This window comes from Brevibacillus sp. DP1.3A (assembly GCF_013284245.2).
Lineage (GTDB): Bacteria > Bacillota > Bacilli > Brevibacillales > Brevibacillaceae > Brevibacillus.
Map to the genome: position 1 here is coordinate 3911128 of NZ_CP085876.1, position 14344 is coordinate 3925471.

The 14344-nt window shown below is 47.5% G+C and carries 14 protein-coding genes; 4 read left to right on the plus strand and 10 right to left on the minus strand.

What is annotated here, in order from left to right; genetic code table 11:
• Positions 1-93: 93 nt before the first annotated feature.
• Entirely contained in the window at positions 94-1698 is a 1605-nt protein-coding gene (locus HP399_RS17610; RefSeq protein WP_228088280.1) for an S-layer homology domain-containing protein, read from the plus strand.
• A 226-nt stretch (positions 1699-1924) separates the two neighbouring features.
• Here the strand turns inward: HP399_RS17610 and HP399_RS17615 are convergent, their stop codons facing one another.
• Positions 1925-2956, minus strand: a complete 1032-nt coding sequence (locus HP399_RS17615; RefSeq protein WP_173617820.1) for a Cfr family 23S rRNA (adenine(2503)-C(8))-methyltransferase — start codon at positions 2954-2956, stop codon at positions 1925-1927.
• A gap of 759 nt (positions 2957-3715) precedes the next feature.
• On the opposite strand from HP399_RS17615, the gene HP399_RS17620 reads away from it, so the two are divergent.
• Together HP399_RS17620 and HP399_RS17625 are read left to right on the plus strand one after the other, a co-directional pair.
• Entirely contained in the window at positions 3716-4084 is a 369-nt protein-coding gene (locus HP399_RS17620; RefSeq protein WP_173617821.1) for a hypothetical protein, read from the plus strand.
• 93 nt (positions 4085-4177) lie between these two features.
• Complete coding sequence (locus HP399_RS17625) at positions 4178-4732, plus strand: spore coat protein (protein ID WP_017248240.1); 555 nt, start codon at positions 4178-4180, stop codon at positions 4730-4732.
• 108 nt (positions 4733-4840) lie between these two features.
• On the opposite strand, the gene HP399_RS17630 is transcribed toward HP399_RS17625, so the two are convergent.
• The 4 genes from HP399_RS17630 to HP399_RS17645 all read right to left on the minus strand — a co-directional run bounded on the left by HP399_RS17630 (position 4841) and on the right by HP399_RS17645 (position 7973).
• Positions 4841-4999, minus strand: coding sequence for a hypothetical protein (locus HP399_RS17630; RefSeq protein WP_228088281.1), 159 nt, complete (start codon positions 4997-4999; stop codon positions 4841-4843).
• A gap of 150 nt (positions 5000-5149) precedes the next feature.
• The gene (locus tag HP399_RS17635) at positions 5150-6112 is read right to left on the minus strand and encodes an L-threonine 3-dehydrogenase (RefSeq protein WP_173617822.1); all 963 of its coding nucleotides are present in this window, start codon (positions 6110-6112) and stop codon (positions 5150-5152) included.
• Positions 6109-7302 carry a glycine C-acetyltransferase gene (locus HP399_RS17640; RefSeq protein ID WP_173617823.1) on the minus strand — a complete coding sequence of 398 codons (1194 nt, stop codon included), beginning with the start codon at positions 7300-7302 and terminating at the stop codon, positions 6109-6111. The genes HP399_RS17635 and HP399_RS17640 overlap by 4 nt, the downstream gene beginning before the upstream one ends.
• A gap of 293 nt (positions 7303-7595) precedes the next feature.
• Entirely contained in the window at positions 7596-7973 is a 378-nt protein-coding gene (locus HP399_RS17645) for a (2Fe-2S) ferredoxin domain-containing protein (protein ID WP_026043057.1), read from the minus strand.
• Positions 7974-8119: 146 nt separating this feature from the next.
• On the opposite strand from HP399_RS17645, the gene xerS reads away from it, so the two are divergent.
• A complete protein-coding gene (gene xerS / locus HP399_RS17650; RefSeq protein WP_007724823.1) occupies positions 8120-9232 on the plus strand; it encodes a tyrosine recombinase XerS in 1113 nt (370 codons plus the stop codon).
• Positions 9233-9326: 94 nt separating this feature from the next.
• Here xerS and HP399_RS17655 read toward each other — a convergent pair whose 3' ends face one another.
• The 5 genes from HP399_RS17655 to HP399_RS17675 all read right to left on the minus strand — a co-directional run bounded on the left by HP399_RS17655 (position 9327) and on the right by HP399_RS17675 (position 14337).
• Positions 9327-10220, minus strand: coding sequence for a manganese catalase family protein (locus HP399_RS17655; RefSeq protein WP_173617824.1), 894 nt, complete (start codon positions 10218-10220; stop codon positions 9327-9329).
• A gap of 70 nt (positions 10221-10290) precedes the next feature.
• Positions 10291-10539 (minus strand): YuzF family protein, encoded by a 249-nt coding sequence (locus HP399_RS17660; RefSeq protein WP_173617825.1) that lies wholly within the window; start codon positions 10537-10539, stop codon positions 10291-10293.
• A gap of 157 nt (positions 10540-10696) precedes the next feature.
• Positions 10697-11512 carry a transglycosylase domain-containing protein gene (locus HP399_RS17665; RefSeq protein ID WP_173617826.1) on the minus strand — a complete coding sequence of 272 codons (816 nt, stop codon included), beginning with the start codon at positions 11510-11512 and terminating at the stop codon, positions 10697-10699.
• 105 nt (positions 11513-11617) lie between these two features.
• Positions 11618-13201, minus strand: coding sequence for an acetate--CoA ligase (locus HP399_RS17670; RefSeq protein ID WP_173617827.1), 1584 nt, complete (start codon positions 13199-13201; stop codon positions 11618-11620).
• A 137-nt stretch (positions 13202-13338) separates the two neighbouring features.
• On the minus strand, positions 13339-14337 hold the full coding sequence (locus tag HP399_RS17675; protein WP_173617828.1) for a branched-chain amino acid ABC transporter permease: 999 nt from the start codon (positions 14335-14337) through the stop codon (positions 13339-13341).
• Positions 14338-14344 lie beyond the last annotated feature (7 nt).

Here is a 14344-nt window from a genome sequence, read left to right on the forward strand (position 1 = left end):
CGCATTCCCAGAAAAAGAGTTCGGGCACCCCTGCAAGGTTTCTACCAATATCTGACCAATGAAAGAATGGTTCTCTCTCCTTATACTGGATGTATGATGAAAAAACAAAACATACATATCTGGTTAGTCTCCTTTGCTTTTTTGGTGTACGGTCTCTCTTTTGCCATAGGAGTTCCTGCATCCACAGCATCGACGAAAAATTTAAAAGATATCGCAAACAGCTATGCGATAGAGCAAATCCGCTCGCTACAGGCGGCAGGTGTCATCTCCGGAGATGAAAACGGGTATTTTCACCCGACTCGCCCGGTGACACGTGCTGAGTTTGTCGCGATGCTCACAAGAACGCTCGGTATTAACCCGGTGGTCAGCAACATCGCAGCCTATTCGGATGTCCCGAAAAACTCTTGGGCATACGGATACGTACAAGCTGCTGCTGGACTTAACATCGCGAATGGCGTCAGTCCTACTACGTTTGCTCCGAAGCGGACGATCTCCCGCGAAGAGGCCGCTGCGTTTCTCGTACGCGCACTGGAACAGAGCATTTCGTCTTCTTACCAGTTGCCCGTGAAGGATGCCAATGCGATTTCGAGCTGGGCACGTGCCTCCGTTAGCCAAGCCATGCAGAAAAAATGGTTGGTTGGCTACAATGGCTACTTCCGCCCGACTCAAGCACTATCGAGAGAAGAAACGGCTGTTATTTTGCATCGAATTCAGGAGAATCTGAAGAAGCAAAACGTTACTGCAAACCCTCTTGTCTCTCTCGGATGGCAATACCAATCCACGACAGAGGAGTTCATTGCACAAGTCAAGAAAAGTGGAGTCAACACGCTGTCGCCGCGCTGGTACTTCCTGCAAAAAGACGGAACGATCAGCGACTCTACGGATACTTCACTTGTCCATTGGGCACATGCGAATGGCAAGCAAGTGTGGCCGCTATTCGGTAATAAATTCGATCCCGATGCTACCCACACCATGCTGTCCGATCCCAATAAACGAAAAGCAGCCGTGCAAAAGCTTTCTTCGTTCATTGATAAGTACCAGCTAGATGGGATTAACATCGATTTTGAAGGGTTCTCCCCTGCGGATCGCAACAACTTCACCTTGTTTATCCAGGAGCTCGCGACTGCTCTTCACGCAAAAGGTGCTGTCCTGTCAGTAGATATTCCGCCTGATGGTGATTCAGATTGGAGCGATCCTTTTGATTTTGCTAAATTAGCAAAGCATGCAGATTATTTGGTAGTAATGGCCTATGAAGAGCATTGGGTAGGCGGGTCAAAAGCAGGCTCCGTGGCATCCTTGCCTTGGTTTACGAAAGTCATTACCGACCTGCTTGACGAGGTTCCGACCCAAAAGCTGATCGCCGGAATGCCTCTTTACACACGCGACTGGTACCAATCGAATGGGTCATTGAAATCGACAGATATCAGCATCCCTCAGTCTTACCAGTTGCTCTCGCAATACAGAGCAAAAACAGTATGGGACGATAAAGTTGGACAATACCGTTCGACGTATCAAAAGCAAGGCGTCACGCACACGATTTGGCTGGAAGAAAGCCGTTCAATTGGGCTAAAAGCTCAGGCTAGTCTGCAATGGCAAATTGGTGGACTGGCGTACTGGTACGTTGGCTCTGAATCAACTGATATGTGGACAGCCATTGCCAATTCGATAGCCCTTAAACATGCACGTGAAAAACTGTAAGAATCATGAAAAGAAGCGCCCTCGTCCGGCTATAGCCGTGGCAGAGGCGCTTCTTTTTGTTGTGCTAGGCAATTCTCAATAAGCTCCTATTGTGAAAGAGCGAAAAGTTCCGTATATTGAAATGCTCCCCCCTATTCAACAAGGCACAGTTGTTCGTTGAAAATAATGTTCATGACAGTCGTAGATCCGCAGCGTCCGTCGTAATAAATTTAGTTTCCGACATCGATTATTTGGAGCGGTATAGCTGACCGCATGCCGCGTTAATGTCCGATCCGAATTGAGTTCGGACCGTAATGCTGATACCCTTTGACTTCAAGATCCGAACAAACGCTTTAATCCGATTAGGATCAGATTGCCGATAGCTGTCTGGCGAAACTTCGGTCGAATTGAATGGAATCAGGTTAACGTGATAGAGATGTTCGCCAGGTCCCCTTCCCTTTAACAACTCGGCAACTGCTTCCGCATGCGCCGTCGAGTCGTTGACTCCTCGAAGAAGAATATACGCAATATACACCTTTCTCCCGGTATGCCGGATATGACGATCCAATTCCTTCAGCACGTCGCGGACTGGGAATCGGTCGTTGATCGGCATCAGCTCGCTTCTCTGATCATCAAACGGCGAATGCAGCGAGAAGGTTAGATTAACCTGTGGAAACTCCCGTGTCAGCTTGTCAATCCCCGGCAACAGGCCGATGGTGGAAATCGTAATTCGTCGATGTCCTAAACCAAAGAGATGCGGGTCGGTCAAAATCGTCATTGCATCAAATATGTGCGGGTTGGCAAGCGCCTCCCCCATGCCCATGAATGAGACGCTGTCCAAGGCGTGGCCGTTCAAGCGAAAGTGCAGCAATTGGTCAGTAATTTCGTCGGCGGTCAGATTTCGTTTCAAGCCAATGGTACCGGTGGCGCAAAACCTGCACCCGAATCCGCAGCCGCACTGTGTGGAAATACAATACGATTTCCACCCTCGCTCATAAGTAAGTCGTACGGCCTCCACGCGTTCGTCGCCCGCAATGGCAAACAGCACCTTGCTGACCTGTTTCGAAGTGAGTTCTTTTACCGGAACGATGCTGCAGACGTTCGGTCCAAGTATCCGGGTCAACTCATCGCGCAAAAATTTGGGCAGTATGGTCATCCGTCCGTATTCGCCGATGTTTTGCTTGAAAATCGCGTCCATAATCTGAGCATACCGATACTCGGGCTGCTTGAAGTCGGACAATATTCGCCGAATCGTTTCATATTTCGAGGATAGTCTCATGTCTTCTCCTTACCGCCGGAGAAAACGTAAAAAAGCAACCGTCAGTTGGCACTTTGACACGTTGTTAACCAACTATACAGAAAAAGCGCATACGTTTGCAGACGGGTCGCTACGTGCACCTATCGATAGATTGGTAAACCTCCGGCAACCGATTTGTTTTTTTGTGAACCGCTTCATCTAACAGGAATCGGTTCACACAATCATCTACAACCTCAATCTCCATCGCTTTCATCCTCCTAGAAATGGTTTTCTTTCAGTTCCACAAATGCAAATGAACACGCTCGTAGAGGCTTTTCGCTTACATTCTCAAAGTTGTTGTCGTACCTGCCATCATAGGCAAACGTCAGGTTCGTTACCTTGATCAATGATATGTCGGTAACCTCCTTTGTTAAAATAAAAAGAGCTACAAGAAAGTTACCTTTCTTGTAGCTCAAAAAAATACGGCAAATCCAGCCCGGTTCAGGGAATGAAAAGGGTATATTTTTTGAGTGAAAAGAATAAGGTAACTTTCTTGCCAATGAAGAACAAAACAAACTTTGCTTTATTCTTCAAAAAGTGGCAAAAAATATTACATTATCCTCTTCAACTCCAATCGTTTTAAGTGTCAGCACGATCTTAACATACCCCCTTATACATTGCAACATACTAAAAGACAACCAAAAAATCTAACTTCCCATTGATTTTCATAAACAATTCAAACACACAAATAATAAAAACGGCTTCAAAGCCATTAACTGAATAGATTTGGAGGAATGAATCGTGGCAGATTTTTTGATGAACCCCGAATTAAAAAGAATAACCGAGGAAGCAATCCAAGGTCTCACTTTTACGAAAAATTTCCGATCAGCAACTGCCGAGGAATGGTATCTTTTTTTGCCAGGCTATCGCGATCCGCAGACAGAAGGGGCCTGTGGCAAAGTTATCATACATTACGATTTGATGGGAAATCGAGAGGTGTCCATCAATACCACCGTGATTTTGGATGATCCCAAGCTATATGACCCTACTCTGCACTCGCTAGTCTATGCAGTAGTGGATGAGACAATTAATCGTTTGGTGGGCTATGCCAATACATTACTTTCCGTGCACGCAGGCTCCAATTCCTATTCAGCTGAATACGTCAGTTAGATTCTAGTATCTTTTTCCTGAATATCCATTCCTTCTGAACAAACAATAACAGAGGTTGACAGTCCAAAACAAACGATAGATCAGGAGGCCATTATGCAACGATTTGCTGCTCATGAATTTTTGGAAACACAAGAAGCACTCCGCTCCAAACACGCCGCGATTGAAATGCACGGATTACTTGCCGAGATGGCGCAAGACCCTCAATTAACAAGCATCATTAACCGGCATCAGCAAATGATCATGACTGCATACCAACAAGGGATTAGCCTATTGCAAGGAAAAGGATTCAACATAGCGCCAGCCCCTATTCAATTACGTGTAGCCCAACCGACTGCTGTTGGTCTAAATAACCCACAGATGGCTGCGCCCAACCCGCACCCAACCCGCTTGTCTGATATGACAATCGCTACCTTGATGTTGAATTGGCATAAAGCGGGTTCCGCTATCGGAATGCTGTGGGCGGCAGAGTGTGTGGACCCAGGTATCCGACAATATCATGTAAATGGCGCGAATGCATGCCAGCAAATGGCGTATGAAACTTGGCAATACTTGAATGCAAGAGGCTACTACCAAGCTCCGCAGCTTGCCGATCATACGATGAATACGATGATTAACGCCTACCAGCCTCAACAGCAAATGCTCCTGTAAGCTACAATAACCGTCCTTGTTTGGACGGTTTTCCATTTGTGCGAAGCATAGCAACCGGGAACGAGAAAAACCTCCCGGACTCTGGAAGGCTTTGTTTGTTACAAGGTGTCAGCGATCTCGAACGGTCTCGGTATTATTTGACCAGCCCCAGCTTTCTATTGGTCGTTCCTCATTATCACAGTCTTTACTGTCTTGTATATTTGGGATGACTTGTCCTTCTTCGTCGTGCTTCGAATGGTTGTCCTGCAAGTTTTTAGATAAATCCATGGTTCTCCCCCTCTCTTTTCGTAATGTGCCCGTAGAACGGGAAAGGCATTCAAAAGTCTTGCACAGTGCATGTGATTGGAAAACAAAAAACTGCCACCTCTCTCGTATCACGTACAAGAAGAAATGGCAGTTTTCTTTTTCACTCTTCGTTTATCCGACTTGTTGGAGCAACTTTCCCCGCAGTTTTGCGAGCATGTCCTCCGTCATTTTGTCCAGGTCGTACTCCGCTTTGAAGCCCCACTCTTGCAGGGCAGCCGTAGCATCAATGGAGTTCGGCCAGCTGTCGGCAATCGCCTGACGCACAGGGTCGACTTCATAAGAGAGCGTAAACTCAGGAATGTGTTTACGGATCGCTGCTGCTACATCTTCTGGCTCAATGCTCATCGCAGTCACGTTGAACGCATTGCGGTGAATGAGCTTGGAGGAATCTGCTTCCATCAGGGAAACAATCGCATTCAGCGCATCAGGCATATACATCATATCCATGTACGTGCCTCTGCCGATGTAGGACGTATACGCTCCATGCTGGATCGCCTTGTAGTAAATGTCTACTGCGTAGTCAGTCGTACCACCACCTGGAGGCGCTACATACGAGATCAGACCTGGGAAGCGTACGCCACGCGTATCTACCCCAAATTTTTGATAATAGTAATCGCAGAGCAACTCACCGGATACTTTATTTACACCATACATGGTCGTAGGCCGTTGAATCGTGTCCTGCGGCGTGTTGTCCTTTGGTGTAGTTGGACCAAATGCACCAATCGAGCTCGGCGTAAAGAACTGGCAGTTCAACTCACGTGCTGCTTCCAGAGCGTTTACCAGCCCGCCCATGTTCAGGTTCCATGCCAAGAGAGGCTTTGCTTCAGCTGTTGCAGACAACAGGGCAGCCAAATGCATAATGGTATCCACGCCATGTATCTTCGCCAGCTCAAACATCCGGTTCCCGTCAGTGACATCAAGAACTTCGAATGGACCCGATTGCACGACAGGATCGTCTTCGTTTTTCCGGATATCTGTGGCGATGACTTGATCCGCTCCGTAAATATCGCGTAATTTCATGATGAGTTCGGAACCAATTTGTCCTAACGCCCCGGTTACCAGAATTTTTTTCATTTCAGGATCCCCATTTCTTTCCCAACTTTTTCGTAGATGCTAAGGGCACGATCCAACATTTCTTTGCTATGTGCCGCTGTTGGCATATTCCGTACACGGCCAGTTCCTTTTGGTACAGTCGGGAACACGATCGCTTTCGCGTACACGCCCTCTTCATACAGTCGCTTGCTGAACTCTTGAGTCTGCTGTTCGTCTCCGATAATGCAAGGAGTGATAGGCGTTTCGCTCTCCCCGATATTGAAGCCGAGTTCTTTCAAGCCTTTTTTGAGGTAATGTCCGTTATCCCACAACTTGTCGTGCAGCTCGGTGCTGTTCATCAAAATATCGATAGCCGCAATGGAAGCAGCCACATCCGCTGGAGTCAGCGAAGTCGAGAACAGGAACGGTCTGCTGCGTACTTTGAGCCAGTCGATCAGATCCTGGCGTCCCGCTACATAACCGCCGACTACCCCAATTGCTTTGGAAAGTGTTCCGATTTGGAAGTCGATTTTATCAGACAGGCCAAAATGCTTAACCGTTCCTGCCCCTTTACCGAGAACACCAGAGCCGTGGGCATCGTCTACATACGTAATCAAGTCATATTGTTCGGCTACCTCTACGATTTCCGGCAGCTTGGCAACATCGCCATCCATCGAAAATACGCCGTCAGTAATGACCATCAACTTTTTATATTTGCCAGATTCTTTCGCTTCCTTCGCTTTCGCACGCAAGTCATCGATATCGGAGTGATTCACACGGATAATTTGTGCACGAGACAGGCGGCATCCATCAATAATGGAGGCGTGGTTCAACTCGTCAGAAAGAATCGCATCGTCCTTGTCCATGACAGCAGAGATCGCAGCCATGTTGCAGTTAAAACCAGATTGGTAGGCAATAGCGGCTTCCGTGTGCTTGAAGGCAGCGAGCTTTTCTTCCAGCTTCACATGCAAGTCCAAGGTACCATTAATTGTACGAACAGCCCCTGCCCCTACGCCGTATTTGCTTGCTGCTGCAATCGCAGCGTCTACAAGACGTTGATCAGTAGCCAAGCCCAGATAGTTATTGGAGGAGAGGTTGATCAGTTCTTTTCCTGCAATCGTAATGACAGGACCATTCGCGCTTTGCAATGGGTCTATGACGTTGTACAGTCCCTTGCTCTTCAAATCTGCCAGATTTTCATGTAAAAAATGTTCAAGTGTTTTGCTCGCCAACGAGAATCCCTCCATTATTCAGCCATCGATTAGTAAGTTCCACAAAAACAATTGTTCACGCTGTATGGACACATCATTTTGATAAAATTCGCATAAAATCAACTTAATCTACAGACATTTTACCACCATTTACTTAAAACGTCCACATCACAAAGACATATTGTTAACGCTTTCAATCATTTTCCTTTCGATAATGTCATCTCTCCTACTTTCTCCTTTTGTCTTAATTCGTAGACTCCCGAAAATGAAAAAACCACTCTCTTGCTTCATGTGAGCAGATCGTGGCCTTTTCCTCATTTTTTTGCCTTTTGTGATTTTAAGATACCAGGCTTGGTGTCTATCGTACGCACAAAACCGTTCGTTTCGAAGCGATGCGTCATCAAGGCCTCTACTGGTCTGCCGTTTTGAAAATGCTCTTCCACCAACAGCTGTGCATCTTCTGGCGTCACGTTTTCATACCAGATTCCCTCGGGGTACACGATCATCACGCATGCGTCCTCACATCGCCCGTTGCAACGCGTGCGGGTTGTATGTACATAGTCATCCAAACCTGCGTTGGTAATCGCTTCGCGTATCGCTACCGTAACCTCTTCGCCACCCTTGCGCATACAGCTTCCACCATTACAGATCAGCACATGATGCTTTGTCTGAGATAAGTCCCATGTTGCCACTACATATCCACTCCGTTCTTGTCCAACATCCATCCACTCTCCCCATCATGACGGTTTCTTGTTCAATTTGCAATTCCCAGAACGTTTGGTTTTTGATAGAATATATGTTCGTATACGTTTTACAAAAAGATTTTGGTGGTGAAAGCATGTCCGTTACCAAACAGCGCGATGCCTTGCAGCTTTTGCAAACAGTAGGCTCCTACCCATGGTATGTCGAAAAGTTTATTGAGCATAAAAAAGCAAAAAAGAATTCACCCTCCACCTTGCTTGGATACCTCCGCGATTTCTCTTTTTTCTTTCGCTGGATGATGACAGAAGGATTGAGTACCGCGACGGATATGAAGGACATTCCGTTAAGCGATTTGAATGACTTGAAGAAGGAAACGGTAGAAAGCTATATTTTATACTTGCAGGAGTCGCATCTATATGAGCGATCCGTTTTGCTCTCGAACCCTACCAAAAGCGCGAAAAAAGAGTATAGCGACCGCACCATCAGCAGAAAAATATCGAGCCTGAAATCGCTTTTTCATTACTTGTCTGCCCTCGCTGAGGATGAGAATGGGGAATCGTATTTGACGCGGAATGTACTTGCCAAAATCGAGCTGGAGATCACGGAGCTGACTCCCCTCGCACGCGCCCACGCCATTCGGGCAAAAATCCTGATTGACGACGAAATCTATCAGTTCGTCGATTTTGTCTACAACGGATATCTGGCCCATTGTGATACGGAAAAAAAGAAGCAGTATCACATGCAAAACCGCGACCGGGATACTGCCTTGATCGCGATGATTCTCTCCGGTGGCTTCCGTGTGTCAGAGATCGTCAGTCTCGATCTATCCGACATTATTATGGAAAAAAACCAGTTGAAATTGATCCGCAAAGGAAAGAAAGAGGACGCTCCTTTTTTCAGTGACTGGGGCAAGGAGTACTTAGCCAAATACTTGCAGCTACGTGACAAATACAATCCCGAACCGCAAGAGGACGCTGTTTTTCTCGCTGTTTCCCCGACCAATCCGAATGGGCATCGCATTGAAGTGCGGTCTGTCCAAAAACTGGTCAAAAAGTATGCCAAAGCATTCGGCATCCCCGATTTGTCTGTCCATAAGCTTCGTCACAGCTTTGCTACACAGTTTCTCCGCTTGAATCCTGACCCCCATCAGCTCCAAGCACAACTGGGGCACTCCAAAATCGAAACGACCATGCAGTATGCCCATGTACTAGAAGATGCTCTGGGTAAGGCTGTGAACAGAACTACGTAAGCAATACGTCAACAAAAACAAGTGACCAAATCTGCAAGCACACATGTGCCACTGCCGACTGGTCACTTTTTTACGATCATTTTTCCCCTTCCCTCTACATCCCCGCTGACCTTTGCAAGCGCTCCGCGATTTTCATAAAGTCTTCCCGCGATATACCTGGCGCAAATTCTTCTGGCAGTTCATCTAAGTCCGGAACAGGGCCGCCATCCGGGACGCCTTGAATGACTTCCGCTGTTCCACCATCAGGCAACGGGCCGCGCCAAATCATGGCAATATCCTGATAGTCCTGATAGCTGAATGTAAACAGCTTGCGATTCAATCCCATCTCGATATACGGGTGAGTCGCATCGAATTGTGTGTTATCCAGATTGGGAACAGGCAGCATTTTCGTCATATCCACACCCGTAGCGATCTCCAAGGCTTTGGCGTACGCTATGATATGGACGCCCCCTCTGACGAGCAAGTAACCGATCATGGCCCGAGCTGTGGGATGATCCGTCATTTCGTACACCCTCATTTTATGAGTACGCGCCCCACACTCGAGAAAAAAGTTGTGCAAAAGATCAAGCACCAGATTCCCGCTCGAAAATACGTAATCACCTGTCCATGATTTTCCCATGGAGTCGCCTGGCATCGCAGTTTGTGCGGTCGCAATAAAATGGTACGTATTGCGCTTATTCAAGCCGTTATTCAGTGGAGTCGTATCAGGGTCCCCTGGTCGCGTAATGCCTTTCATGCACAAATTGATTGCGTTGGAGACCAGCTCCACATGCCCGACTTCTTCTGCTGTAATGCTGGCGACCAAGTCATAAAAAGGCTTTAGTTTGCTCTTGCCGCGAAAGTTGAAGGATTGGAACAAATAATTGTTTAGCGTTGACATCTCACCAAAGCGACCGCCCAATAGCTCCTGGACGGCCGCAGCGGCGTTGGCATCTCCGTAAGCCGGTTCTGGCAGCTCAATTGCCAACCTGTTGATACGAGTAAACAACCTGCTTCCCTCCCCCATTTTGCACTTACCTGTATTGTTTTATGTGGGCGAAGGGTTGTTTCATACCAGTTTAAAACGGCATGACCCAGACGATCTGTTGTATGCGTACAAAAAACGTAGAACCACCCGTCTGTAGTACCACATGGTCAGGTAGCACATCGACAACGTTTCCACGGACATTCCCTTGGGTTGTTTGAATGGCAACTTCACGCCGTATGACACTTTGCAACGTCTGGTACAAATAAGGGTCAATATAGGAATTCATAGAGGGGGCACTCGACGCTGGTTGTGCTTGTGTCTGAAAAGGATACGAACTCATAACGTTTTTGGACTCCTTCCTGTAGTTCCTCCCTGTATTTTATGCCCAAGGGTTGGGATGGGTGAGTGCACAGGAAGTGGCTTACCATTCTGCATGCTTGTTCTGTTCCATAGCAAAAACCCCCTGCCATCCAGACAGGGGATTCTAGCACATTCGATTAATTAGCTGCGCGTTTGGCAGTAGGAACAACGGATATCTGCTCATTCTTTGCCAATGTACTCTCGCTCTGATCGATCACTTCCAATTCGTTCATCCGGTCCAACACAACCGCTTGCCGTTCTTTCGCTCGGTCCCAGTTCTTTACCGGTGAGTAACGCTCTGGTCCTTTCGGTAAAGAAGCCAGCATTGCCGCTTCTCCCAGTGTTACCGCTCGATCCCCAGTTTCTGTTGCTTTTTTTCCGAAGTAAAAGGGAACAGCCTTTCCAATCCCGTATTTTCCGTGCCCGAAATAAATGACGTTGAGGTACATTTCGAGCAGTTCTTTTTTGCTGTATCGCTGTTCCAATTGCAAAGCGATCGCGATTTCCTTCACTTTTCTGGTCATCGTTTTGTCGTTCGTCAGAAACAGGTTCCGCGCCAACTGCATGGTAATCGTACTTCCGCCTTGCACGTAGGCACCTTCCTTGATATCCACCCAGATCGCTCGGCTCAATCCAATCGGATCTACTCCTGGATGCTGCATAAACCGATGATCCTCTATTGCAACGAACGCCTTCCACACATGATCAGGCATTTCGTCCAGCTTTACATAGCTGTCGGATTGCTGTACAGCAGCCAGCTTTTTTTCATCAATCCATATATTCCCTGTCCACGCAAGCACGATCGGCGCAAAGATGGCTGCCATCATGATCACGAGAAAACTGATACGTAGTCGTTTTTTCCAACGAACACCGAGTTTTTTGATGCTTTTAGGCATGCTCGCCGCTTCATACAAGTCGGTGTTTCTTCCTAATGGGATTGGAAGGTGGTTCATACTGCATTCCCCCTTGCCTTGCTTCTACTCACATTGTAGGGGATGCACGTATTTCGTCCCATCGAATCCACTTACAGCAATCTTACAATTTCGTAAGACAAACCATCACGAATGCTGACTTTGCTGTACCTCCTGCTGCCGCAGCTCGATCCGTCTGATTTTACCGGAGGTCGTCTTCGGCAGCTCCTGTACAAATTCAATTTTGCGCGGGTATTTATACGGAGCGGTTAATTGCTTGACATGATTTTGCAATTCCACGATCAACGCTTCGGATGGCTCATTCCCTTTTTTCAGGATGACAAAGGCTTTTACCACATGCCCACGCTCTGGATCTGGACTGGCAACCGCTGCACATTCCGCTACTGCCGCGTGCTTCACCAACGCATCCTCGACCTCAAACGGACCAATCGTATATCCACCCGAGATGATAATGTCGTCCGAACGTCCTTCGAACCAGATGTAGCCATCTTCGTCCATGCGACCTTGGTCACCCGTCACGTACCAGTCGCCGCGAAACGCTCTGGCAGTTCGTTCGGGATCATCCAGATAGCCTTTGAACAGTGCTACCATATGGCGATCAATGGCAATATCGCCCACTTTGCCTACTGGCAGCTCCGCTCCTTCTTCGTCAATAATGGCGCTCCTCACAACTGGTGATGGCTTGCCCATCGAACCTGGCCTAGGCTCCATGCCGACAAAGGTACCCACCAGCAAAGTGTTCTCTGTCTGTCCATATCCATCTCGCACGGTCAACTGGAACACGCGGCGGAATGTGTCGATCACTTCCCGATTGAGTGGTTCACCGGCGGAACATGCGGAGCGCAAGGTGGACAGCTTGTATTGTTCCAAATCCGTTACTTTTGCCATGATTCTGTACTCGGTTGGTGTCGCACACAAGACAGAAACCGGATATTTTTGCAGAATCGTCAAATAATTCTCCGCAGAAAACTTTCCTTTATAAACAAACGCGGTCGCTCCCAGCCCTAACGTAGAGACAAACGGGCTCCAGATCCACTTGGCCCAACCAGGTCCAGCCGTTGCCCAAACCACGTCACCTTCGCGAACGTCCAGCCACTGCGTAGCGGCCACAGCCAAATGCGCAAACGGCCAACCGTGAACGTGCATAACCCCTTTTGGTCCCCCAGTTGTACCTGATGTATAAGACAGGAAGGCCAGCTCATCCGATTTCGTGTTTACTACCTCAAATTCTGTGTCCTGCCCCTGGAGCAACCCTTCAAGCGAAATCCAGCCTTCTTTCTCTTCTCCCGTCGTGATGTAGTGTTGCAAGGTAGAACAGTTGCCTCTCGTCAGATCAACCTCACTCATTGCTCCCCCGAAACTGATCACAGCCTTGACTTTTGCATGATTGATCCGGTACTCGATATCTTTGGATCGCAGCATCTCAGACCCTGGCAATATCACTGCCCCCAGCTTCAGCAGTGCCAAATAGAGACCATAAGCCAATGTTCCTCGGGAAACCAGGACGAGTACCCGATCCCCATGCTCGATTCCAATGGACCCTAAACCATTCGCAATTTTGTTTGAATATTGGCGCAAATTTTCGTACGAAAGGATATGTTCCTGACCTTGTTCATCTAACTCCCAAACCGCTCGTCTCTCCGGATGTTTTTTTGCCCATTCGTCCACCTGGGCAGCGAAGTTATAGTTCACTGGGATGTTTAGTTCCATAGGCACATCTCCACCTTTTCTAAGTTTGATGAATAATAATTCGACATCACTATAATTCTCACCTTTTTCTTTCGACAAAAATGGGACAAAAAAAGGCCAACCTTTTGCATGGGTTGACCTCCCTTCTTTCATTCCTATCACTCTACTTGCTCCGTGATTGTTGCTGCCTGAACGGAACGTTGTTTTCTTTTTTCCCTCCACTCTTGAAAGCTACCGACAATTCCGCTCGGAAAGCAGAGCACGACCAAAATATAGAGCAAACCGAGGAAGATGACCCATCTCTCGAATATCGGGTGAAGCTTCGCCAACTCAGTCAGCCCGTGATGCGCCAGCTCTACGATTCCCGACCCCAAAATGGAGCCAAATAGCGTTCCCAGCCCACCGATCATGCTCATCAAGAGTGCATCTAGCGTCGTTTCAATCGAAAACACTTGGGTGTTCACGAAGCGTAGCATGACTGCGTACAAGCCTCCACTAATCGCAGCAACCACTCCAGCGACAATGCTGACGATTACCTTATAATGAAGAATTTGATAGCCTAACGCTTCCGCACGCTGTTCATTTTGACCAATGGCTTTCAAGACCTTGCCGAGTGGAGAGTGCGTAAACGCTCGCAAGATGACGAACAGCATGACCATTAGGATCAGGCATACATAGTAAAAGGACAAACGGTCACGAAACAGCTCAGGCACAGGGAAAGTGAAGCCATCCCCACCCATCGTCAACGATCGCCATTTTTCCGCCAATACGAATAGCAGCTGGGAAATCGCCAAGGTCAGCATCGCATAAAAATGACTTTTCAATCGCAAGGACAGCATCCCGATCAAATAACTAAGAATACCAGAGAGCACGATGGCAACAAGTACGCCAAGCAAGAAATAACTGATCGTCGCGTCAAAGTTTTTCAGGAATAAAGACACGGAGTACGCACCTATTCCGAAAAACATACAGTGCCCGAACGAGACGATCCCCGTATAGCCAAGCAACAAATCAAAGCTCATCGCAAAAATCGCAAAGATAAAAATTTGGGTGAACAAGATGTACATGCTTCGCGAGTCTGAAAGAAACGGCAAAACCGCCAAGGCTAGAAAGACAAACACAATAAATCGATGGTTCAACAATCCAGATGTAGTCAACGCATGA

What these genes read in the sequence shown, in the direction of transcription:
- HP399_RS17610 (WP_228088280.1), top strand. Translation starts at nt 94, where the DNA reads ATGATGAAAAAACAAAACATACATATCTGGTTAGTCTCCTTTGCTTTT.
- HP399_RS17615 (WP_173617820.1), bottom strand. Translation starts at nt 2,956, where the DNA reads ATGAGACTATCCTCGAAATATGAAACGATTCGGCGAATATTGTCCGAC.
- HP399_RS17625 (WP_017248240.1), top strand. Translation starts at nt 4,178, where the DNA reads ATGCAACGATTTGCTGCTCATGAATTTTTGGAAACACAAGAAGCACTC.
- HP399_RS17630 (WP_228088281.1), bottom strand. Translation starts at nt 4,999, where the DNA reads ATGGATTTATCTAAAAACTTGCAGGACAACCATTCGAAGCACGACGAA.
- HP399_RS17635 (WP_173617822.1), bottom strand. Translation starts at nt 6,112, where the DNA reads ATGAAAAAAATTCTGGTAACCGGGGCGTTAGGACAAATTGGTTCCGAA.
- xerS (WP_007724823.1), top strand. Translation starts at nt 8,120, where the DNA reads ATGTCCGTTACCAAACAGCGCGATGCCTTGCAGCTTTTGCAAACAGTA.
- HP399_RS17660 (WP_173617825.1), bottom strand. Translation starts at nt 10,539, where the DNA reads ATGAGTTCGTATCCTTTTCAGACACAAGCACAACCAGCGTCGAGTGCC.
- HP399_RS17665 (WP_173617826.1), bottom strand. Translation starts at nt 11,512, where the DNA reads ATGAACCACCTTCCAATCCCATTAGGAAGAAACACCGACTTGTATGAA.
- HP399_RS17670 (WP_173617827.1), bottom strand. Translation starts at nt 13,201, where the DNA reads ATGGAACTAAACATCCCAGTGAACTATAACTTCGCTGCCCAGGTGGAC.